Source organism: Streptomyces sp. 378 (assembly GCF_030124145.1).
In the GTDB taxonomy this organism is placed as follows: domain Bacteria; phylum Actinomycetota; class Actinomycetes; order Streptomycetales; family Streptomycetaceae; genus Streptomyces.
The window spans coordinates 1-20,863 of the sequence record NZ_JASKMS010000049.1 but is presented as its reverse complement, the minus strand read 5'-3'; the positions used below and the strand labels follow the sequence as shown (position 1 = coordinate 20,863).

Below are 20,863 nucleotides of genomic sequence, written 5' to 3'. Positions count from 1 at the left end.
GCGCGTGCCCTTTACCCGGCACGGGAAATTCCGAGGGAAAAGCGAGAGGAAACGACGGCGGAGCCACGGCCAATCCCTGCCCAAGGAACCCCCCTCGGACCTTCACGCGCCGGGTATTCGCGTTCCCCGCTCTCGTCAACACTTTTCCATGTCCGCAAACAATCCCTTTTCTCGCCCCTGCGCGGCTTGACCGGACTCGCACGCCATTGCGAAAGTCCGCAGAGTCTCACGGCGGAAGCAACGACCGCCACCTAATTTCCTTGCCCCAGGGGCAGATCCGGGATGTCCGTACGATGACCACGCAACACCAGCCGGTCGACACCGGCGGCGGCACCGCGCTGCACGCCGAGCCGTCGACGCAGGACTCCAGACCCGGCGGCACGGTAGTCGCCGGCCGCTCACCGGCCCGGATGGCCTGGCGGCGGATCAGGCGGGACAAGGTCACCACGGTCGCCCTGGCGGCCACCCTCCTGTTCATCGCGATCGCCCTCCTCGCACCGGTCCTCACCGCGCTGACCGGCTGGGGACCGATCACCCCCGACAACCGGGCGATCGACCCGGACACGGGCAACTTCCCCTACGGATCGCTGGGCGGCACCAGCGCCCAGCACCTGCTCGGCGTCGAACCGGGCACCGGCTACGACCTGTTCGCCCGGATCGTCTACGGCCTGCGCACCTCCCTCTACGTGGGATTCGCCTCGGCGCTGCTGTCCACCGCCGTCGGCGTCGTCGCAGGGCTCGCCGCCGGCTACTTCGGCGGCTGGGTCGACTCCCTGCTCTCCCGGACCATGGACGTGATGCTGGCGTTCCCGCAGCTGCTGTTCATCATCGCGCTCACCCCGGTGATCCAGAGCGCGCTGCAGACCGACAGCCACGGCGGCACCGACGAGAACCTCCGGCTGCTCGTCCTGGTCCTCAACATCGCCGTCTTCGCCTGGGCGTACACCGCCCGCCTGGTGCGCGGACAGGTACTGTCCCTGCGCGAGCGGGAGTTCGTCGACGCCGCGCGGCTGATGAGTGCCGGCCGGCGGCACATCCTCTTTCGGCAGCTGCTGCCCAACCTGTGGGCGCCGATCCTGATCTCCTTCGCGCTCGCCGTCCCGCAGAACATCACCACCGAGGCGGCCCTGTCGTACCTGGGGGTGGGTGTCATCCCGCCCAACCCCGACTGGGGATCCCTGCTGTCGGACGCCTCCCAGTTCTTCCTCCAGGACCCGATGTACCTCTTCGTGCCCGGCGTCCTGCTCCTCCTCCTGGTCCTGGCGCTCAACCTGCTCGGGGACGGCGTCCGGGACGCCCTGGATCCCCGCGCCCGCCGCGGCTGACCAACCACCCCCCGAGTCTCGGCCCGGCGGTCCCACCAACGGCCGCCGACCCGTAGCAAGAACGGAGTTTCCTCAATGACGCGCAGCACGCGCAGATCCCGCACGGTCGCTCTCACGGCAACCGCCGTCGTGATCGCCCTCGGAACCACCGCCTGTGGAGGGTCCTCCGGCAGCAGCGCCAGCGGCTCCCCGTCCAAGGGCGGCACGCTGACGATCCTCGACGACGCCGACTTCAACCACATCGACCCTCAGCGGACCTACACCACCGAGGGTTCGAGCATGGACTACGAGCTCGTGCGCACCCTCACCGGATGGGACGAGACGGGATCCCGGCCCAAGCTGGTCGGCGATCTGGCGACCGACACCGGAACGGCCACCAAGGGCGCGACCGTGTGGACGTTCCACCTGCGCCACGGCGTCAAGTGGCAGGACGGCGCTGAGGTCACCGCCCAGGACGTCAAGTACGGCGTCGAACGGGCCTTCTCCCCGGACATCAACGGCGGTCCGCCGTACGCCAGTCAGTGGCTGGTCGGCGGCGACTCCTACAAGGGCCCGTACCAGGGCGAGCAGCTGGCCTCGATCCGGACACCGGACCAGTACACGCTCGTCTTCCATCTCAACCAGCCCGTCGCCGACTTCAACGAGACGACGGCCATGACCGGCTGGTCGGCGGTACCCAAGGCCCACGACACCGGCGCCACGTACGACACGCATGTCTGGTCCGACGGGCCCTACATGATCAAGTCGTACACCAAGAACAAGGAAATGGTCCTCGTCCGGAACAAGAACTGGAGCCGGTCGACCGACCCGATCCGCCAGCAGAACCTCGACGAGATCGACGCGAAGTTCGGGCAGGACCAGGCCGCCATCGACCAGCAGATCAAGTCCGACGGCGGCTCCGCGCAGACCGCGATCACCCAGACCCCGATCGCCGGCTCCGACCTGACGACGATGGCGGGCGACCCGTCGCTGAAGTCGCGCTACTACAAGATCCCGGCCCCCGGCATCAACTACATGGCGATCAACATGAACCGGGTCAAGGACCTCAAGGTCCGTCAGGCCATCGAGTACGCCGTCGACAAGACCACCGTCCGCGGTGCCTTCGGCGGATCGGCCTACGGCGGCTACGCCACCACGATGCTCGCCCCCGGCATCGACGGGCACAAGGACTTCAACCTCTACAGCAGCAACCCCGCCGGTGACCTCACCAAGGCCAAGGCCCTGATGAAGCAGGCCGGCGACCCCAAGCCGACGATGTCCCTCGCGGTGGAGAACATCCCCACCCACGAGCACTTCGCCGACGCCGTGAAGACCGCGCTCGCGAAGATCGGCATCACGGTGAACATCACCCCCATCGACAAGAACAACTACTTCAGCACCGTCGACAACGTGAAGAACCAGTACGACCTGACCTGGGGCGACTGGATCGCGGACTGGCCGAACGCCTCCACCGTGCTGCCCACCCTCTTCGACGGGCGCCAGATCAAGAAGCTCCCGCAGTCCAACAACGACCTCTCGTACCTGAACGACCCGAAGGTCAACGCGCAGATCGACAAGATCGGCAGGATGACCGACATCAAGCAGCGCAACGCCGCCTACGGGGCCCTGGACGAGCAGATCCTGAAGGACGCCGCCGTCGTCCCGCTGATGTACATGAACTTCAGCGAGGTGAGCGGCTCGAAAGTGGGCGGGGTCATCAACGACTCGATCATGGCCGAACCCAGCCTGGTGCACGCCTACATCAAGCAGTGACGCATCCCCTGTGAACCCCGTCGGCGGCCCCGGCCGCCGGCGGGCATCCCCCTCACGTCAGGTCCCGGCACCCCATGTTTCGTTACCTCATCAGACGCCTGCTGGCAGCGGCCGTGATCATGCTGGTGATCACCACGATCACCTTCTTCATCTTCTTCGCGCTGCCGTCCAACCCCGCGCTCCTGGCCTGCGGCAAGACCTGCTCGCCCTCCCGTCTCGCGGAGATCAAGCACTCGCTGGGCCTGGACCAGAGCTACCTGACGCAGTACTGGGAGTTCGTCAAGGGGCTGGTCGCGGGCCGTGACTACGGCGACCAGAGCGTGCGCGTCCACTGCGGCGCGCCCTGCCTCGGCATCTCCTTCCAGACCGACACCCCCGTCCTGACCACCCTGCTCCAGGACTTCCCGGCGGACCTCTCCCTCGGCCTCGGCGCCGCGGTGGCGTTCCTCGTCCTGGGCGTGGGTCTCGGCACCGTCGCGGCGGTGCGCAGGGGCCGGGCCGCCGACAAGGCGGCGGTCGGACTCGCCCTGTTCGGCGTGTCGGTGCAGATCTACTTCATCGGCCTGCTCCTGCTGTACCTCTTCGTCGACACGTTCCAGATCCTGCCGACCTCCGGCTACACGCCGATCACCGAGGACCCGGCCGGCTGGTTCCAGGGGCTGATCCTCCCCTGGAGCACCCTGGTCATCGTCTACCTCGCGATGTACACCCGGCTCACCCGCTCCTCCATGCTGGAGGTCTTCGCGGAGGACTACATGCGCACCGCCCGCGCCAAGGGCCTGCCCGCCGCCACCGTCGTCCTCAAGCACGGTCTGCGGGCCGCCATCACCCCGATCATCACCATCTTCGGCATGGACGTCGGCTCACTGATCGGCGGCTCCGCGGTCATCACCGAGTCGGTGTTCGGCATCAACGGCATCGGCAAGCTCGCGGTCGACTCCGTCCAGAACTCCGACCTGCCGGTCATCCTCGGCACCACGCTCTTCGCCGCGACGTTCGTCGTCCTCGCCAACGTCGTCGTCGACCTGGTGTACGGCCTCGTCGACCCGCGCGTGCGCCTGGCCTGAGCCCTTCTTCGTCCTTAGGAACACCCGTGTCCGTATCGACCTCACCGCAGCCCGCGGATGTCGCCCCCGCGTCCGCCCCCTTCCTCGACGTACGCGACCTGAGGGTGGCCTTCCCGACCGAGGACGGCCTCGTCAAGTCCGTCGACGGCGTCTCCTTCACCCTGGACAAGGGCAGGACCCTCGGCATCGTCGGCGAGTCCGGCTCCGGCAAGTCGGTGACCTCACTGGCCCTGCTGGGACTGCACAAGGGCACCCGCGCCCGGGTCTCCGGCGAGATCTGGCTGGAGGGCAGGGAACTCGTCGCCCTGCCCGAGGCCGGCGTGCGCGCACTGCGCGGCCGCACGGTCTCCATGATCTTCCAGGACCCGCTGTCCGCGCTGCACCCCTTCTTCACCGTCGGCTCACAGATCGCCGAGGCCTACCGGGTGCACCACAAGGTCTCCAAGAAGGAGGCCGGGGACCGCGCGGTGGAGATGCTGAAGCGGGTCGGCATCCCCCAGCCCGAGCGCCGGGTGCGGGACTACCCGCACCAGTTCTCCGGCGGCATGCGCCAGCGCGCCATGATCGCCATGTCGCTGGTGTGCGACCCGGCCCTGCTCATCGCCGACGAGCCCACCACCGCCCTGGACGTCACCGTCCAGGCGCAGATCCTGGACCTGATCCGCGACCTCCAGGAGGAGTTCGGCTCCGCCGTCGTCATCATCACGCACGACCTCGGCGTGGTCGCCGACGTCGCCGACGACATCCTGGTGATGTACGGCGGCCGGCGCATCGAGTACGGCACCATCCGCGACGTGCTCGGACAGCCACAACACCCCTACACCTGGGGCCTGTTGCAGTCGATGCCGCATCTCAGCGGGGACGTCGGCGAACGGCTCGACCCGATCCCCGGCAACCCGCCGAGCCTGATCAACCTGCCGGACGGTTGCTCCTTCCACCCGCGCTGCGCCTACAAGGGCTGGGTCCCGCAGGGCCGTTGCACGACGGAACGGCCCGAGCTGCGCCCGGTCCCCGGCAGCGAACGGCACCTCGCCGCGTGCCACCTCGGCGACGAGGCCAAGCAGGAGATCCGCGGCGGGACCGGTCCGGACAACCGCGGCGCCGCGACCGCACGGACCGCACCGTGACGGCGGCGGACGAAAGGGAGCATGCCGTGAGCACCACCGAGCCCCCCACCGGGCACAGCCCCGACCGCCCCGCCGGCGAGAACCTCCTGGAGGTACGCGGTCTGCAGAAGCACTTCCCCATCCGTCAGGGCATCATCCTGCAACGGCAGGTCGGGGCCGTCCGGGCCGTCGACGGCATCGACTTCTCCGTCGGGCCGGGCGAGTCGCTGGGCCTGGTCGGAGAGTCCGGCTGCGGCAAGTCGACCACGGGCCGGCTGATCAGCCGGTTGCTCGAACCCACCGGCGGCTCCGTCGTCTTCGACGGCGAGGACATCACGCACCGGCCACCCGGGCGGATGCGAGAGGCCCGGCGCAACCTTCAGATGATCTTCCAGGACCCGTACTCGTCGCTGAACCCCCGGCACACCGTCGGCACCATCATCGAGACGCCGATGCGGCTCAACGGCATCAACCCGCCGCAGGGGCACAAGAAGCGCGCCCAGGAACTCCTGGAGACGGTCGGGCTCAATCCCGAGCACTACAACCGCTACCCGAACGAGTTCTCCGGCGGTCAGCGCCAGCGCATCGGCATCGCCCGCGCGCTCGCCCTGCGGCCGAAGCTGATCGTGGCCGACGAACCCGTCTCCGCGCTGGACGTCTCCATCCAGGCGCAGGTCGTCAACCTGCTCCAGAACCTCCAGCGGGAGTTCGGCATCGCCTTCGTCTTCATCGCCCACGACCTCGCCGTCGTACGGCACTTCTCCGAGCGGGTCGCCGTGATGTACCTCGGCAGGATCGTCGAGGTCGCCGAGCGGGACTCGCTCTACACCCGGCCTCGGCACCCCTACACGCACGCACTGCTGTCGGCCGTCCCCGAGGCCGACCCGGACGCCGTCGAGCGGCGCGAACGCATCCGGCTGGCCGGGGACGTGCCCTCCCCGATCGACCCGCCCTCGGGCTGCCGCTTCCGCACCCGCTGCTGGAAGGCGCGGGAGAAGTGCGCCCTGGAGGAACCGCGGCTGGTGCGCGCCGAGGGCAGCCCTTCGGGCCATCTGACCGCCTGCCACTTCCCCGAGGAGCCGTCCGTCACGGCACGCGAGGAGGACATCGTCCTGGACCCGGCTCTCGGCTAGCCAGTGTGCTGCGCCAGAAATCCGTCGGTAGATCTGTCTCGTCTCGGCGGTCGGATTCTCGCCGCCGACCAGGGGCGTTGACCGTCCGCAGCTCAGCGGGAACTACCTAGGAACTTCCGGCGCGGGACACTAGGCGGGTCGTCCGAGCGCCGCGCTCCGCAGTGCCCGGGCCGCCCGCGCCGTCACCGGCTCCCCGTGACCGAAGCAGGCCACGTCCGGCTCCAGTTCGGCCAGGCGCAGGCAGGCTGCGAGGACCTGCGCGCGATCGAGGTTGAACACCCCCGGCATCACCGTGCCGTCGACGGGTGACGCGGCGACCGTGTCACCCGTGAACAGCACCCCGTGCCGCGGGAGATGGAGTGCGATGCTGCCGTGCGTGTGCCCCGGCACGTGCACGACGTGTGCCCCGCAGCCGATGTCCAGCACCTCGCCGCCGGACACCTCGGTGACCTCCCGGGGCCGGGCGTGGTCGCCCTGGGGCAACAGCCTCAGCGCCTGCTCGTGCAGGGGCCGCTCCCAGTCCTCGAACAACGGCTCGGGGCCCGGGACGTCGCCCCGTACGGCGGGCGCGTCCAGCCGGTGGGCCAGCACCTCGGCGCCGCTGAGCGCGGCGAACTCGGCCGCTCCGCCCGCGTGGTCCTCGTGGAAGTGGGTGAGCACGATTCGCCGCACGTCCCGGGGATGCCGGCCGAGGGCGGTCACCGCCTCGGCGATCGGGGCACCGGAGCCGGCCGGGCCGGCGTCGACCAGCGTCAGTTCGCCGCCGTCGCGCCAGAGGTAGGCCTGGCCGACCGGGAAGCGCAGCAGGTGCAGTCGGGGGGACAGCTCGATGACGTCCATGGGACGACCCTAGGAAGGCCCCCGTCCGGGGGCGAGGGCCTTCTGCTGCGGGCAGAGCGGTCAGTTCGCCGCGTAGGTGCGCAGGAACAGCGCCTCCGCCACCGACAGACGCTCCAGTTCCTCGGGACAGACGCTCTCGTTCACCGCGTGGATCTGGGCCTCCGGCTCGCTCAGCCCGATGAGCAGGATCTCCGCTCGCGGGTAGAGGGCGGCCAGCGTGTTGCACAGCGGGATGGAGCCGCCCTGGCCCGCGTACTGCATGTCCTGCCCGGGGTAGGCCACCGCCATCGCGTCCGCCATGGCCCGGTACGCCGGGCTGGTGGTGTCGGCGCTGAAGGGCTGGCCCTGGCCGATCTGCTCGCAGCTGATCCGTGCGCCCCACGGCGTATGTGCCTCCAGGTGCGCCTGGAGCAGCTTGGTCGCCTCACCCGCGTCCACGCCCGGCGGCACCCGCAGGCTGATCAGCGCCCGGGCACGGGCCTGCACGGACGGGGTGGCCCCGACCACGGGCGGGCAGTCGATGCCGATGACCGTGACGGCCGGCCGTGCCCAGATGCGGTCGGCGACCGTCCCGGACCCGATCAGCTCGACGCCCTCCAGGACCTTGGCGTCCTGGCGGAACTGCTCCTCCTCGTACTGCAACCCCTCCCAGGCCGCGTCACCCGAGAGCCCCTCGACGGTCGTCGAACCGTCCTCGGCGCGCAGCGAGTCCAGCACGCGGATGAGGGCGGCCAGCGCGTCGGGCGCGGCACCGCCGAACTGGCCCGAGTGCAGATTGCCCGCGAGCGTGTCGACCTGGAGGCGCACCATGGTCATGCCGCGCAGGGTGGAGGTGACGGTCGGCAGGCCGACGCGGAAGTTGCCCGCGTCGCCGATCACGATGGTGTCCGCCTCCAGCAGGCCGGGGTGTTGTTCGGCGTACCGCTCAAGGCCGCCCGTGCCCATCTCCTCCGAGCCCTCGGCGATCACCTTCACATGGACGGGAACGCCGCCGTTCGCCTTCAGCGCGCGCAGCGCCAGCAGGTGCATGATCAGGCCACCCTTGCAGTCGGCGGCCCCGCGCCCGTACCAGCGCCCGTCCCGCTCGGTCAGCTCGAAGGGCGGGGTCGTCCAGGCGGCCTCGTCCAGCGGCGGCTGCACGTCGTAGTGGGCGTAGAGCAGAACGGTCTTCGCGCCCGCCGGCCCGGGCAGGAAGCCGTAGACCGACTGGGTGCCGTCGGGGGTGTCGAGCAGGGCCACGTCCTCGAACCCCTCGGCGGTGAGCGCGTCGGCGACCCAGCGGGCGGCGCCCTCGGACTCGCTCCTCGGGAACTGGTCGAAGTCCGCCACCGACCGGAAGGCCACCAGTTCGGTGAGCTCTTCCCTCGCCCTGGGCATCAGCGAGGCGACGGTTTCGGCGACCGGATTCGACGGCATGGGCACGCTCCTCGTGGGTGCGACGTTGTACGGATGCGTACCTCTCGGTACGCGGTGATCGTGTGGTGCGGGCGCGGCCCCGTGTAAGGGCCACCCACGTCGCCGATCCTCCCACAGCGGCCTGCGGTGACCGCCGCCGTAGGATGCGGGAGACAGCGGCAGGCGGCTTGATCGGGAGCAGTAGACCATCGTGAGCAGCGAGAACTCTTCGGCGGACGACGTGCGCCAGGTGTGGGACGTCGTCGTGGTGGGCGCGGGACCCGCGGGCGCTTCGGCCGCGTACGCGGCGGCGGTCGCGGGCAGACGCGTGCTGTTGCTGGAGAAGGCGGAGCTGCCGCGGTACAAGACGTGTGGCGGCGGCATCATCGGTCCCTCGCGTGACGCGCTGCCGCCCGGCTTCGAGCTGCCTCTCCGGGACCGGGTGCACGCGGTGACGTTCTCGAACAACGGCCGCTTCACGCGCACGCGGCGGTCCCGGCAGATGCTGTTCGGGCTGATCAACCGGCCCGAGTTCGACCAGCAGCTCGTCGAGCACGCGCAGAAGGCGGGCGCCGAGCTGCGCACGGGTGTCACGGTCCAGCGGGTCGAACAGCACGGCTCGTCGGTGCCGGACCGGCGCACGGTCGCCGTGGTCCTCCAGGGCGGCGAGGTCGTGCTGGCACGGGCCGTCGTCGGGGCGGACGGCAGTGCCAGCCGCATAGGGGCGCATGTCGGGGTCAAGCTCGGCCAGGTGGATCTCGGCCTGGAGGCGGAGATCCCGGTGCCGGAGACCGTCGCCGAGGACTGGAAGGGCCGGGTGCTCATCGACTGGGGCCCCATGCCCGGCAGTTACGGCTGGGTCTTCCCCAAGGGCGACACCCTGACGGTCGGGGTGATCTCGGCCCGGGGCGAGGGCGCCGCGACGAAGCGGTACCTGGAGGAGTTCATCGGCCGCCTGGGCCTCGCCGGCTTCGAGCCGAGCATCTCCTCGGGGCACCTGACCCGATGCCGCGCCGACGATTCCCCGCTCTCGCGCGGACGGGTGCTGGTGTGCGGTGACGCGGCGGGACTGCTGGAGCCCTGGACCCGTGAGGGCATCTCCTTCGCGCTGCGGTCGGGCCGGCTGGCGGGGGAGTGGGCGGTGCGGATCGCCGAGGCGCACGACGCGGTGGACACGCGTCGGCAGGCCCTCAACTACGCGTTCGCCGTGAAGGCCGGGCTCGGAGTGGAGATGAGTGTCGGCAAGCGGCTGCTGACGGCGTTCGAGCGCCGTCCCGGGCTGTTCCACGCGGCGTTGACGGGCTTGCGTCCGGCCTGGAAGGCGTTCAAGGAGATCACGCAGGGGTCGACGTCGCTGGGCGAGATCGTCCGTTCGTACCCGGTGGCCCAGCGGGCCCTGTCCGCGCTGGACCGCCGTCCCGCGGCGGACGGCGAGGTCAGCTCGTCGGGGTGATCTCGAAGACCGGGTGGTCCGGGGCGATGCGGCGCAGCTGGTCGTCCGTGGAGCCGGGGCCGACTCCGTTGAAGAAGACCCCGACCTCCGCCTTCCAGCGCTTGAGGTAGGCGCGCAGGACCGGCGCCTTGTCGTCGTCGCTCACCTCGGTCGCGGTGAAGCTGTCCACACGCCTGCCGAGGTGGAGTTCACCGCCGCCCGCGGCGCGCAGGTTGCGCGTCCACTGCACATGGCCGCGGGGGGCGACCAGGTACTGCTTGCCGTCCAGGGTCAGCAGGTTGACCGGCGTGGTGCGCCACTGGCCGCTCTTGCGGCCGCGGACGGCGAGGACGCGCGAGCCCCAGACGCTGATGCCGCGGCGGGTCAGCCAGGCCACGAGACGGTTGAGGACGTTGACGGTGAACCAGCCGGGCTTCTGCACGTGCGTGGACATGTGGACCCCTCGTCTGCGGCGAAGCGGTGCTCTCTTGTGTGAGCACTGCTCTCGCTCTCTTCGGCCCCAGTCTGCCCGGGCAGGGTGAGCGATTGCAAGAGCACTGCTCTCTTTTTTGTCCGGCGCTCTCTTTTGTGTGCACTGCTCCGCTCTCATGGGAGACTGCCGGGCATGAGCACCGCACACGGCGCCCGTGCCCGGGCCAGGATCGAAGTCACCGCGGCCATCAAGGACGAGGCCCGCAGGCAACTCGCGGCGGAGGGCGCCGCCCGGCTCTCCCTGCGGGCCGTGGCCCGTGAGCTCGGTATGGTCTCCTCCGCCCTGTACCGCTACTTCCCCAGCCGTGACGACCTGCTGACCGCCCTCATCATCGACGCCTACGACTCGCTGGGGGAGAGCGCCGAGGCGGCCCACGACGACACCGCCGACCCCTTCGAGCGCTGGATCGCGGTGTGTGAGGCGGTGCGGGGCTGGGCGCTGGAGCACCCGCACGAGTACGCGCTGATCTACGGATCGCCGGTCCCCGGCTACACCGCCCCCGACACGACCGTTCCGGCCGCCGCCCGGGTGGGCCTCCTGCTCATCGGCATAGCGCGCGACGCCCATCAGGGTCCGGGCCTTGCCCGGCCCTCGCTGCCGGACGGCCTGCGCTCCGAGGCCGAACGAATGGCCGTCGACTTCGCGCCCGACGTCCCGCTGGAGGTCGTGACCGCACTCGTCGCGGCATGGGCCCAGCTGTACGGACTGGTCAGCTTCGAGGTGTTCGGCCAGTTCAACCGGATGGTGGAGGACCGGGAGGCGTTCTTCCGGCACGCGGTGGGGCAACTCGCCCGGGGGGTGGGGCTGATGCCCGGGCCCGCGTGAGCCGCCGCCGCACGATGGGCCCGCCGGCCCGCCGCACCCTAGTCGGCGAGTGGCCGAGCATGACCTGGGGCCCGGCACCGGTCGTGCCTCGCGTCGTCGGCGCGGACGGCGTCGAGCGGCACGGGAGGGGCGGCTCTGCTTCCCGGGGAGTACGCGTGACCACCACGCCGGGGCGACGCCGCCGCGGGGGCGCGGCGTCCGGCGTGGCCGGTATGGACGAGCAGCGCGCGCGGGGCGGGCCGCCGCAGTGGCGGCGGCACGGGCCCGCGCGGTGGGACCGGTGGGAAGGCGGGCGCCCCGGTGGCCCTGGCGCAACGAGGAGACCGCCCGCCGCCCGGTCGTCAGCCCGCTCACCGCGAAGACCCGCGTGAGCCGCACGATGGTGAGACTCGGGGCCCGTGACCGGGCCCAACTGGGCGTGCTCGCCTACGAGTCGGGGCTGGTGCCCCCGGGCCGGCTGTGCTGATCGGCCTTCTGGAAGCGGACCAGCACACTGACCACCCGGGCGGTGAAGAGCACCGGCGCCAGCACCAGACCCGCGCGCAGCAGCAGGCGCTCCGGCGTACCCGGCAGGTCGAAGAGCAGCGCGGGCCCGGCCACGGCCCCGAACACCACCGCGGCGGCGAAGGCCGCACTGCACAGCGCGTACCCGATCTCGACGGTGATCGCGTCGCGTTCGGCCTGGGTACGCCGTCCCCCGTGACTGGTCATCCGACGAGTGAAACAGGGGTGCGCCCGGCGGGCAAGTCTCATGAACCGCTGCCCGTGTCACCGCCCGACCCGCATCTCCACCTGCACTGAGCCCATGTCCCGGCCCTGCTTTCCCTCCCAGCTCGCGCGGCTGGAAAGGGAAGGGCTCGTCGAGCGCGGCATGTGCCCCGAGGTCCGGCGTGGCGTGAAGGTCTGTCTCACGGCGAAGGGACGCGCGCCGCACGGAGAGGTGTTTCCCTACGGCGCGCGGTACTGGCGGGGATATTCACCGACGGCTGACCCCGTCGGCCGGGCGCTCAGATCCCCGACGTCTCCCGCCACAGCGTGGCGAGCGCCCGATCGCCCGTGACGTTCGGCAGGGGAGCGCGGTTCCACAGCGCCAGATACAACTGCTCGGCCGGGCCGGACAGTTCGCACGCGGCCTCCGCGGACGCGTCCCGCGTGGTCACGGGCGGCTCCGGCGACAGCCGTACCGTCCACACCACGCCGGTGTCCTCGGTGCGTATCCGCAGGACGCGCGCCTCAGGGGTGCGTACCCGGCTCCTGGAGCGGGCGTGGAAGCCGCGCAGCAGTTCGTCGATGCCGTCGGTCGCGAACTCGGGGGTGACGGGCGTCGGGCTGCCGCCGCGTGCGGACTCCGCGTCGACCCGGTGCACGGCCGTCTCGTGCGCCTGCCGCCGGGCCCAGAAGGCCAGCGGGGACGACGCGGGCAGAAAGGTGAAGCACTCCACGTCGGGCGCGGCACCGGCCAGCGTGCCGACGAGATGCCGGTGGCTGTCGCGGTACCAGGCCACGAGCTCCGCGCCGTCGAGGCCGGTGGGTTCCACCAGCGGGCGGCGTTCGGTGCTCCGCTCCGCGACGTAGGCGGCGGCCCAGCGGTGCACCGCGCCGGTGTGCCGCAACAGATCGCCCACCTGCCACTTCGGGCAGGTGGGCACCGTGGTGTCCGTCCCGGCCTCCTCGGCGGCTGCGGCGAGCAACCGGCCTTCCGTCTCCAGGGTCTGAAGGAACTCGGCGGTCTCCATGGCGCCGAGTCTGCCGCAAGGAGCGCTCCGCGGGCCCGGGGTTTTCCGGTGGCCGTCCCCGGTGGTTACGGCAGCGGCGTCCCGCCCGTCGCGTTGACGATCTCGGCGGTGATGTACGACGCCTCCTGCGAGGCGAGGAAGACGTACGCCGGAGCCATCTCGGCGGGCTGCGCCGGCCGTCCGATCGGGGCCTGCTTGCCGAACGTCTGCGTGTCCGGCAGGGTCGCCGGGATCAGCGGCGTCCAGACCGGGCCCGGTGCGACCGCGTTGACGCGGATGCCCTTCTCGATCAGCATCTGCGCCAGCCCCTGCGTGAACGTGACGATCGCGCCCTTCGTCGTCGCGTAGTCCAGCAGATGCGGACTGGGCTTGTACGCCTGCACCGAGGTGGAGTTGATGATGCTGCCGCCCTCCGGGATGTGCGGCAGGGCCAGCTTGCACAGCCAGAACATGCCGTACAGGTTGGTGCGCAGCACCCGGTCGAACTGTTCGGTGGTGATCGCCTCGATGCCGTCGGGCTGGGCCATCTGGTACGCGGCGTTGTTCACGAGGACGTCGATCCGGCCGAACTCCTGCACGGCGCGGTCGATCAGGGCCCGGCAGTTCTCCTCCTCGCGCACGTCGCACGCGACGGGCACGGCACGTCGGCCGGCCTCCTCGATCAGCCGGACCGTCTCGGCGGCGTCGTCCTTCTCGTCCTCCAGATGGGTGAAGAGCACATCGGCTCCCTCGCGGGCGAACGCCAGGGCGACCGCGCGACCGATCCCGGAGTCGCCGCCGGTGATCACGGCCTTGCGGTCGGCCAGCCGGCCACTGCCCCGGTAGGACTCCTCACCGTGGTCCGGGGGCGGGTCCATCGGCCCCGTCCAGCCGGGGTACGACTGGTCCTGGGTGGGGAATTCCGGGGTCGGGTGCTGCTCGCCGGGGTGCTGCTGTTCGGTCACGGGTCTGCCTCCTTGTACCTGACGTACGGCCCGGTGATCACCACGGGCCCGGTCACGGGTACCCAGGATCACCGGGCTCCCTCCTGGCAGCCTGCCCTCCTCAGCCCCCGGCCGCCCGCCGGGCCACCGCCCCCCACCAGCGCTCCCACGGCCGCCGCCACCGCCACACTGGTCAGTGCGGCCGGCGGAGAACCCCTCCGCCAAGAAGATGGTGAGGGCTGTGCGGAGTCGGTTCAGGGAGTTGCCGTCGCCCGGCACGGCGCCGTGCGGCCAGAGTTTGTTTACTTTCGGCACAAACTGGGGTCAGGTGGGTGCGGGGTCGAGGACAAGGTGCGACTCTGGGACGAGACGTATCCGCCGAGGGTGCGGACGCATCCGCCGAAGGAGCGCAGGAGGGCACATGGGACGTGACGTGCCGGCCCTGGTGTTCACCCGGGAGGACCGCCGTCGGTACCGGGATAAGATGCACACCGACCTCGAGGTGCTCGCCCGGATGCTCCACGAGTCGGGGTTCGAGAGCGAACGCCCCCAGGTCGGTCTGGAGATCGAGCTCAACCTGGTGGACGACGCCGGGCTGCCCGTGATGCGCAACACCGACGTGCTCCGGGCGATCGCCGACCCCGCCTGGTCGAGCGAGCTGGGCCGGTTCAACCTGGAGATCAACATCCCGCCCCGGCAGCTGACGGCCGGTGGCCCCGGCTCCTGGGAGCAGGCGATCCGCGACGCCCTCAACCACGCGGAGGACCGCGCCGCGGCGGTGGGCGCCCACCTGATCATGGTCGGCATCCTGCCGACTCTGGCCGAGTCGGACGTCAGCGAGTCCGCGCTCTCCGGCGACCCGCGGTACCGGCTGCTCAACGAGCAGATCTTCGCCGCCCGGGGCGAGGACCTGCGGATCAAGGTCGACGGAGTGGAGCGCCTGTCGACGTACGCCGACACCATCACCCCCGAGGCCGCCTGCACCAGCACCCAGTTCCATCTCCAGGTGGAGCCCAAGGAGTTCGCGCACTACTGGAACGCGGCCCAGGCCATCGCGGGTGTACAGATCGCCCTCGCGGCGAACTCGCCCTTCCTGTTCGGCAAGGAGCTGTGGCGCGAGACCCGCATCCCTCTGTTCGAGCAGGCCACCGACACCCGCCCCGAGGAGATCAAGGCCCAGGGCGTACGACCCCGGGTGTGGTTCGGGGAGCGCTGGATCACCAGCGTCTTCGACCTCTTCGAGGAAAACGTGCGCTACTTCCCGGCCCTGCTGCCACTGTGCGAGGACGAGGACCCGCAGCAGGAGCTGGACAGCGGCGGTGTTCCCCAGTTGGGCGAACTGACCCTCCACAACGGCACGATCTACCGCTGGAACCGCCCCATCTACGCCGTCACCGACAGCGGTCCCCATCTGCGCATCGAGAACCGGGTACTGCCCGCCGGCCCCACCGTGGCCGACATCATCGCCAACGGCGCCTTCTACTACGGACTGACCCGCGCCCTGGTCGACGAGGACCGGCCGGTGTGGACGCGGATGTCCTTCTCGGTCGCCGAGGAGAACCTGCACACCGCCGCCCGTGACGGCATCGACGCCCGCCTGTACTGGCCCGGCGTGGGCGAAGTACCGGTCACCGAACTGGTGTTGCGGCGGCTGCTGCCCCTCGCCCACAGGGGCCTGGAGCTGACCGGCATGGACGCCGAGTGGCGCGAACCCCTGCTGGGCATCATCGAGCAGCGCTGCGTCACCGGGCGCAACGGCGCCCTGTGGCAGGCGGAGACGGTGCACCACCTGGAGAAGGCCGGCATCTCCGACCGGCGGGAGGCGCTGCGGCAGATGACCCGGACGTACATGGACTACATGCACATGAACGCGCCCGCGCACACCTGGCCCGTGGACTGACGTCAGACGGTCCGGCCGTGCCATTGCGCGGCCGCCGTCAGGGGCACGGGGGCGGGCACCCGGGCCGATGTCGTCAGCTCGATCCGCCGTCCCTCGGCCGCCGCGCGCAGCAGAGCGGTCATCGTCTCCAGCACGTGCAGCGCGAGTTCACCGTTCGCGCGCGGCGCCCGCTCGCCGTCGGCGGCGAGGAAGTCGAGCAGGCCGAGGCCGCGGGCGCCGTCCGCGTAGCCCGCCGACACCGGGAGGGCGCGCCACCCGGTGTCACCGAGCGCGTGCAGGCGCACCTCCCCGTCGAAGCGGTTCGGGTCGGGGACCGCAAGGGAGCCGCTCTCACCGTGGACCTCGATGGGGGCGGCCGTGGTGGCCACGCCGTCGAAGCTCGTCGTGAGCGTCGTCAGCGTCCCGTTCACGTGCTCCAGCACTCCCGACACATGGCTGTCCACCTCGACCGGTATGCGCGTGCCCGCCCGCGGGCCGGAACCTATGACGCGCTCGGAGCGCAGCCTCCCGCCCGCCCCGATCACGGCCCGCACCGGCCCGAGCAGATGGACCAGGGACGACAGGTAGTACGGCCCCATGTCCAGCAACGGGCCGCCCCCGGCCGTGTAGTAGAAGTCGGGGTGGGGATGCCAGCGTTCGTGGCCCGGGGTGACCATCACGGCCGAGGCGAACTGGGGCCGCCCGATGCTTCCCGCCTCCACGGCTGCCCGCGCGGTCTGAACTCCCGTGCCCAGGACGGTGTCCGGGGCGCAGCCCACCCCGGTGCCCGCCCTCGCGGCGGCGTCCAGGACGACCCGGGCGTCCGCCAGGCCCACCGCCAGTGGCTTCTCCCCGTAGACGTTCTTGCCGTGGCGGATCGCCCCGAGTGCTATCTCCGCGTGGGCCGCCGGGGTGGTGAGGTTCAGCACCGTGTCCACGTCCGGGCTGCTCAGCAGTTCCTCGACCGACAACGCCCGGGCCTCCGGCAGTTCGGCGGCGGCCACCGCCGACCGGGAGGCGTCGAGGTCGGCGACCGCGGTGACCCGCACACCGGGATGTCCCACCAGCGTGTCCAGGTACGCGCGGGAGATGACGCCGAGCCCTACGACGCCGACGCGGTGCGCGTCGCCCACAGCATCCCCCTCTCGACGATGGTGCGGACGTGGGGGTTCTCCAGGACGTCGACGCTGTGCCCCGGGGTCGTCACCACGATCCGCCCGGCGCCCCACCGGCGGGTCCAGACCGCAGGCGAGGTGACCGGCCGGTGCCAGGGCTCCCACGGCCGCACCGGATGCCTGGTGGTGGCCAGGACGTCGATGAGGTCGTCGTGGAGCACCCAGTACTGCTCGGTCTCCAGCACGAAGTCCTCGATGCCGGCCGTGATCGGGTGCGCGCGACCGGCATCGGTGAGGGTGATGGTGTGGGGCAGGAAGTTGTCCGCCGCCTCACCCCGGCGCTCGCACGGCTCCTTGCCCGGGTGCGTGGCGAACTGGCCGCCCACCAGGTGCAGATAGTCCGAGGAGGCGCGGAAGGAGTCGGCGATGCCGCCGTGCCAGCCGGTGAAGCCGGTACCGGCCACGACCGCCGAGGACAGCCCTGCCAGCTGGTCGCGCGTGATCTCCGACATCGTCACGCACTGCACGACCAGGTCCGTGTCGGCCATCTCGGCGGCATCCGCGTAGATCTGCGTCGACTCCTCGACCCGGACGGCGTATCCGTTGTGCCGGAGGAAGGGCAGGAACAGTTCCGTGGCCTCGACCGGCTGGTGCCCTTCCCAGCCGCCTCGGACCACCAAGGCTCTCTTCTGCGTCATCGTGATCTCACTATGCGCCGGTCGCCCGAGTGCGGAAAAGGGGGGCGGACCTCACGAAAGTTTCGCCCCGGCGGCCCGCGCCGAGACCATCCAGCAGGCCGCGGTGTAGCGGACCTCCGCGCCCTGCACGAAGGGATCGAAGGCGGGCCGGACCACCTCGACGATCTCGGCCCGGGTCCGCTCGTCGGCCCCGGGCAGGACCGTGCCGAGCGGACCGAGCCGGGTGAAGTAGGTGACGAGGTCCTGCTCGGGCAGGGCGCAGACCGCGTCCACCGGCTGGATGTCGATCCCGGCCCAGCCGCTCTCCGCCAGAATGCGGTGGACCCGCTCGGGGTCCGCGAAGGCGAACTGGCCCGGCTGGTCCGGCTGCCGGGCGGGAAGCTCCGGCAGGAACGGGGCCGCGGCGCGCTCCGCCGTCGTCATGAACGGGTTCTCCTCGGGGCCCCGCCACACGACGCACCGCAGTGCCGCTCCGTCGCTCACCGTGCTCCTCAGATTGCCGAAGGCCCGCACGGGGTCGCTGAAGAACATGACGCCGAAGCGCGAGACGACAGCGTCGAAAGCGGCCGGCTCGAACGCGTGCTCCTGCGCGTCGGCCTGGATGAAGGACGCCGGTACGCCCTCCCGCTCGGCGTGCGCCCGGGCCGTCTCGATCATCGGGCCGGAGAGGTCGACACCGACGCAGTGACCCACCCTGCGTGCGACGGCACGGGTCACGCTTCCCGTGCCGCAGCCGACGTCCAGCACACTCGCCGCGTGTTCGGCGGCCACGGTGTCGACGAGCAGCTCCTCCCAGGGCCTGAACATCTCGTTCAGCAGCCCCTGGAGATCCACCCAGGCATGACCGGCGGGCCCGTTCCAGCGGGCGGCCTGCTCGTCGTGGGACGTGCGTGAGGCATCCATCGTCGTCTCTCCCTCTGCTTGCCTTCGTCTTGCGTTCGTCTTGTCTTCGTCGGGACGGGATGACAGCGTTCTACTTCAAGTCGACTTGAGGTCAAGACAATGACAGACCTGGACATCGCCGAGGTGGCGCACCGCACCGGAGTGCCCGCCTCGACCCTGCGGTTCTACGAGGAGAAGGGGCTGATCACCTCGACCGGCCGGCGCGGCCTGCGGCGTCAGTACGACCCCGGAGTCCTGGAGCGGCTGGCGCTGATAGCGCTGGGACGGACGGCCGGGTTCTCCCTCGACGAGATCGCGCAGATGTTCGCGCCGAACGGGCAGCCGCGCATCGACCGGCGGAAGCTGTCGGCCAAGGCGGACGAACTGGACCGCAGGATCCGCGAACTGGGCGTCCTGCGGGACTCCCTGCGGCACGCCGCCGCCTGCCCCGCACCGAGCCACCTGGAGTGCGCCACCTTCCGCCGCCTGATCGACGCGGCGGCGTCCGGCGACGTCACGGCGCCGGGACGGCGGGTTCCCGAGCGCCGCTGACGGGCGTCGGCGCTCTCGGTCCGATCCTGGGCCGCGCTCGGCCCGCATCGCGTCGCCGCCTGCCCCATACCGCGGCAGGCGACGTTGGCTCGTTGAGGAGCGGCGTCCGGTGCGGCGGCAGGGGTCCCTCCCGTTCGAGCGGAGCCGAGCATGGTGAGCGTGCCGGGCGTCGCGACGGGGCGAACGTCGCCTGCCCACGGCACCAGCCTTCGCCGCGACTCCGGTCGATCCAGGAGGCCCTCGCCGAGCGCCACGGGTATGCGTCGGCGATGGTGTGGACCCTCGTGCCCACCCTGGCCGTGGTGATCCTGCTGAGCCCACTCGGCAAGGAGGCCAAGGAGGATCCGCTTCGGGAGCGGCGGGGTGGTGGCGCCGAGCGGCGCGGCGACCGGGACGGTGCGGCCCTGGGAGAAGGGCGTCCCGCCGGTCACCGTCGCCGATCGCCACCGCCGGCACCCGCTCGCGCGGCAGCCGACCGCACGACGGCCCACCGCGTGCCGAGGAAGTCACCGGGAAGCAGGCCGGCAAAAACGTTCCACATCCCGTCGCGATATACTCGCGACGCCCATGAAGGTCACCGTCGTGCCTGGTCGCACGGCTGCAACAGCGAGGGGGGTGGAGGCCGTTCCGGCACGTCCCGCCCGCATCCAGGACGTCGCGGCCGCCGCCGGCGTGTCGGTGTCCACGGTGTCGAACGTGCTCAACCGGCCCGAGCGGGTCAATGCCCGGACCGCCGAGCGCGTCCGCGTCGCGGTCGCCGCGCTCGACTACGTCCCCCACCCGGGAGCCGCGGGCCTGCGCACCGGCCACTCCTCCGCGATCGGGCTCGTGCTGCCCGACGTCACCAACTCCTTCTACGCGCGCATCGCGCGAGGCGCCGCCGACGCGGCCTACGACCACGGCTACTCCCTCGTGCTGTGCCACAGCGGCGACGCCCCGGAACGGGAGCAGGGCTACTTCAGCATGCTCGTCGAGCAGCGGGCCGTGGGAGTGGTGGTCGTCCCGCTCAGCGCCGACCCGGGCCGGCTGGCCCGGCTGCGGGAAAGGGGCATCCCGCTCGTCCTGGCCGACCGAGCGATGCCCGACCGGGAGGGCTGTTCCGCCTCCGTCGACGACATCGCCGGCGGCCGCATCGCCGTACAGCACCTCCTCGACAGCGGTGCCCGCGACGTCCTCGTCGTCAACGGCGAGCGCGGCATACGGCAGTGCGCCGACCGTTACCAGGGCGCCCGGCAGGCCGTGCGCAGTCGCCGCGAAGCCCGGCTCGACCAGGTCGTCGCCGAGCGGATGACCGTCGCGTACGGCACGGAGGTCGCCCGCGGGCTCAAGGACCTGCCCGACGGGGTCTTCTGCACCAACGACTTCCTCGCCGCGGGCCTGTGCCGGGGCCTCACCGAACGGGGCGTGCGCATCCCCGAGGACGTGCAGGTCGTCGGCTACGGCGACCTCGATGTCGCGACCTTCGGGGCGACGACCCTGACGACGGTCCGGCAGCCGGTCGAGGACCTCGGCCGGGCGGCCGTGGAGATGCTGCTCGACGAGATCGAGGCCCGCGCGGACCACCTCCACGAAACCCGCGTCTTCGCCCCCGGCCTCGTCCGTCGCGACTCCACCCGGCCGTCCTCGGAGGACTAGGCCGCTTCTGATGGATCTCCGCGGCGTCGCGACGCCCGGCACGCTCCCCCGTTCTCGGCTTCGCTCGAACGGGAG

At 71.2% G+C, this 20,863-nt stretch carries 19 protein-coding genes and 2 pseudogenes; 12 read left to right on the top strand and 9 right to left on the bottom strand.

Annotated elements, in window-relative coordinates; translation table 11 throughout:
• The first annotated feature begins 293 nt into the window (after positions 1-293).
• From QNO09_RS37545 to QNO09_RS37525, 5 genes are all read left to right on the top strand, one after another.
• Complete coding sequence (locus tag QNO09_RS37545) at positions 294-1,325, top strand: ABC transporter permease (RefSeq protein ID WP_283974718.1); 1,032 nt, start codon at positions 294-296, stop codon at positions 1,323-1,325.
• Between the two features lie 75 nt (positions 1,326-1,400).
• Positions 1,401-3,077 carry an ABC transporter substrate-binding protein gene (locus tag QNO09_RS37540; protein WP_283974717.1) on the top strand — a complete coding sequence of 559 codons (1,677 nt, stop codon included), beginning with the start codon at positions 1,401-1,403 and terminating at the stop codon, positions 3,075-3,077.
• Between the two features lie 74 nt (positions 3,078-3,151).
• A complete protein-coding gene (locus QNO09_RS37535; protein WP_283974716.1) occupies positions 3,152-4,144 on the top strand; it encodes an ABC transporter permease in 993 nt (330 codons plus the stop codon).
• A 26-nt stretch (positions 4,145-4,170) separates the two neighbouring features.
• Entirely contained in the window at positions 4,171-5,271 is a 1,101-nt protein-coding gene (locus QNO09_RS37530; RefSeq protein ID WP_283974715.1) for an ABC transporter ATP-binding protein, read from the top strand.
• Between the two features lie 26 nt (positions 5,272-5,297).
• Complete coding sequence (locus QNO09_RS37525) at positions 5,298-6,383, top strand: ABC transporter ATP-binding protein (RefSeq protein ID WP_283974714.1); 1,086 nt, start codon at positions 5,298-5,300, stop codon at positions 6,381-6,383.
• A gap of 129 nt (positions 6,384-6,512) precedes the next feature.
• Here QNO09_RS37525 and QNO09_RS37520 read toward each other — a convergent pair whose 3' ends face one another.
• Positions 6,513-7,223: an MBL fold metallo-hydrolase gene (locus QNO09_RS37520; protein WP_283974713.1), complete on the bottom strand. Its 711-nt coding sequence runs from the start codon at positions 7,221-7,223 to the stop codon at positions 6,513-6,515.
• A gap of 60 nt (positions 7,224-7,283) precedes the next feature.
• Positions 7,284-8,639, bottom strand: a complete 1,356-nt coding sequence (locus tag QNO09_RS37515; protein WP_283974712.1) for a dipeptidase — start codon at positions 8,637-8,639, stop codon at positions 7,284-7,286.
• A gap of 190 nt (positions 8,640-8,829) precedes the next feature.
• On the opposite strand from QNO09_RS37515, the gene QNO09_RS37510 reads away from it, so the two are divergent.
• Positions 8,830-10,071, top strand: coding sequence for a geranylgeranyl reductase family protein (locus tag QNO09_RS37510; RefSeq protein ID WP_283974711.1), 1,242 nt, complete (start codon positions 8,830-8,832; stop codon positions 10,069-10,071).
• Here QNO09_RS37510 and QNO09_RS37505 read toward each other — a convergent pair.
• Entirely contained in the window at positions 10,055-10,504 is a 450-nt protein-coding gene (locus tag QNO09_RS37505) for a nitroreductase family deazaflavin-dependent oxidoreductase (protein WP_283974710.1), read from the bottom strand. The two genes, QNO09_RS37510 and QNO09_RS37505, sit on opposite strands and share 17 nt — an antisense overlap.
• Before the next feature lie 171 nt (positions 10,505-10,675).
• Between QNO09_RS37505 and QNO09_RS37500 the strand changes: the two genes are divergently transcribed.
• Both QNO09_RS37500 and QNO09_RS37495 read left to right on the top strand, forming a co-directional pair.
• On the top strand, positions 10,676-11,368 hold the full coding sequence (locus QNO09_RS37500) for a TetR/AcrR family transcriptional regulator (RefSeq protein WP_283974709.1): 693 nt from the start codon (positions 10,676-10,678) through the stop codon (positions 11,366-11,368).
• 313 nt (positions 11,369-11,681) lie between these two features.
• A pseudogene (locus tag QNO09_RS37495) lies at positions 11,682-11,834 on the top strand (DNA-binding response regulator); the annotation flags it as partial.
• On the opposite strand, the gene QNO09_RS37490 reads toward QNO09_RS37495, so the two are convergent.
• Positions 11,795-12,079 (bottom strand): DUF6332 family protein, encoded by a 285-nt coding sequence (locus QNO09_RS37490; protein WP_283974708.1) that lies wholly within the window; start codon positions 12,077-12,079, stop codon positions 11,795-11,797. The pseudogene QNO09_RS37495 and the gene QNO09_RS37490 overlap by 40 nt on opposite strands.
• Positions 12,080-12,200: 121 nt before the next feature.
• Between QNO09_RS37490 and QNO09_RS37485 the strand changes: the two are divergent.
• Positions 12,201-12,358: pseudogene (locus tag QNO09_RS37485) on the top strand (winged helix DNA-binding protein); the annotation flags it as partial.
• Positions 12,359-12,375: 17 nt separating this feature from the next.
• On the opposite strand, the gene QNO09_RS37480 reads toward QNO09_RS37485, so the two are convergent.
• Positions 12,376-13,104 carry a maleylpyruvate isomerase family mycothiol-dependent enzyme gene (locus QNO09_RS37480; protein WP_283974707.1) on the bottom strand — a complete coding sequence of 243 codons (729 nt, stop codon included), beginning with the start codon at positions 13,102-13,104 and terminating at the stop codon, positions 12,376-12,378.
• A 65-nt stretch (positions 13,105-13,169) separates the two neighbouring features.
• Entirely contained in the window at positions 13,170-14,048 is an 879-nt protein-coding gene (locus QNO09_RS37475; protein WP_283974706.1) for an SDR family oxidoreductase, read from the bottom strand.
• Between the two features lie 400 nt (positions 14,049-14,448).
• Here QNO09_RS37475 and QNO09_RS37470 point away from each other — a divergent pair, with 400 nt between their 5' ends.
• The gene (locus QNO09_RS37470; protein WP_283974705.1) at positions 14,449-15,927 is read left to right on the top strand and encodes a glutamate-cysteine ligase family protein; all 1,479 of its coding nucleotides are present in this window, start codon (positions 14,449-14,451) and stop codon (positions 15,925-15,927) included.
• Positions 15,928-15,929: 2 nt separating this feature from the next.
• Here QNO09_RS37470 and QNO09_RS37465 read toward each other — a convergent pair whose 3' ends face one another.
• The 3 genes from QNO09_RS37465 to QNO09_RS37455 are packed head-to-tail and all read right to left on the bottom strand — an operon-like array spanning position 15,930 to position 18,622.
• Complete coding sequence (locus QNO09_RS37465) at positions 15,930-17,039, bottom strand: Gfo/Idh/MocA family protein (protein WP_283974704.1); 1,110 nt, start codon at positions 17,037-17,039, stop codon at positions 15,930-15,932.
• Complete coding sequence (locus QNO09_RS37460; protein ID WP_283974703.1) at positions 17,009-17,719, bottom strand: ThuA domain-containing protein; 711 nt, start codon at positions 17,717-17,719, stop codon at positions 17,009-17,011. Before QNO09_RS37460 ends, QNO09_RS37465 begins: the two co-directional genes overlap by 31 nt.
• Positions 17,720-17,770: 51 nt before the next feature.
• On the bottom strand, positions 17,771-18,622 hold the full coding sequence (locus QNO09_RS37455; protein ID WP_283974702.1) for a class I SAM-dependent methyltransferase: 852 nt from the start codon (positions 18,620-18,622) through the stop codon (positions 17,771-17,773).
• A 99-nt stretch (positions 18,623-18,721) separates the two neighbouring features.
• On the opposite strand from QNO09_RS37455, the gene QNO09_RS37450 reads away from it, so the two are divergent.
• Together QNO09_RS37450 and QNO09_RS37445 are read left to right on the top strand one after the other, a co-directional pair.
• The gene (locus tag QNO09_RS37450; protein WP_283974701.1) at positions 18,722-19,153 is read left to right on the top strand and encodes a helix-turn-helix domain-containing protein; all 432 of its coding nucleotides are present in this window, start codon (positions 18,722-18,724) and stop codon (positions 19,151-19,153) included.
• 567 nt (positions 19,154-19,720) lie between these two features.
• On the top strand, positions 19,721-20,788 hold the full coding sequence (locus QNO09_RS37445; protein WP_502962400.1) for a LacI family DNA-binding transcriptional regulator: 1,068 nt from the start codon (positions 19,721-19,723) through the stop codon (positions 20,786-20,788).
• The last annotated feature ends 75 nt before the right edge of the window (positions 20,789-20,863 follow it).

Bases quoted from the DNA above. Each gene is read 5' to 3' on its own strand.
- QNO09_RS37520 (WP_283974713.1), bottom strand. From the start codon at position 7,223: ATGGACGTCATCGAGCTGTCCCCCCGACTGCACCTGCTGCGCTTCCCG.
- QNO09_RS37480 (WP_283974707.1), bottom strand. From the start codon at position 13,104: ATGGAGACCGCCGAGTTCCTTCAGACCCTGGAGACGGAAGGCCGGTTG.
- QNO09_RS37515 (WP_283974712.1), bottom strand. From the start codon at position 8,639: ATGCCGTCGAATCCGGTCGCCGAAACCGTCGCCTCGCTGATGCCCAGG.
- QNO09_RS37545 (WP_283974718.1), top strand. From the start codon at position 294: ATGACCACGCAACACCAGCCGGTCGACACCGGCGGCGGCACCGCGCTG.
- QNO09_RS37490 (WP_283974708.1), bottom strand. From the start codon at position 12,079: ATGACCAGTCACGGGGGACGGCGTACCCAGGCCGAACGCGACGCGATC.
- QNO09_RS37445 (WP_502962400.1), top strand. From the start codon at position 19,721: ATGAAGGTCACCGTCGTGCCTGGTCGCACGGCTGCAACAGCGAGGGGG.
- QNO09_RS37535 (WP_283974716.1), top strand. From the start codon at position 3,152: ATGTTTCGTTACCTCATCAGACGCCTGCTGGCAGCGGCCGTGATCATG.
- QNO09_RS37505 (WP_283974710.1), bottom strand. From the start codon at position 10,504: ATGTCCACGCACGTGCAGAAGCCCGGCTGGTTCACCGTCAACGTCCTC.
- QNO09_RS37540 (WP_283974717.1), top strand. From the start codon at position 1,401: ATGACGCGCAGCACGCGCAGATCCCGCACGGTCGCTCTCACGGCAACC.
- QNO09_RS37470 (WP_283974705.1), top strand. From the start codon at position 14,449: ATGGGACGTGACGTGCCGGCCCTGGTGTTCACCCGGGAGGACCGCCGT.
- QNO09_RS37460 (WP_283974703.1), bottom strand. From the start codon at position 17,719: ATGACGCAGAAGAGAGCCTTGGTGGTCCGAGGCGGCTGGGAAGGGCAC.
- QNO09_RS37450 (WP_283974701.1), top strand. From the start codon at position 18,722: ATGACAGACCTGGACATCGCCGAGGTGGCGCACCGCACCGGAGTGCCC.
- QNO09_RS37455 (WP_283974702.1), bottom strand. From the start codon at position 18,622: ATGGATGCCTCACGCACGTCCCACGACGAGCAGGCCGCCCGCTGGAAC.
- QNO09_RS37500 (WP_283974709.1), top strand. From the start codon at position 10,676: ATGAGCACCGCACACGGCGCCCGTGCCCGGGCCAGGATCGAAGTCACC.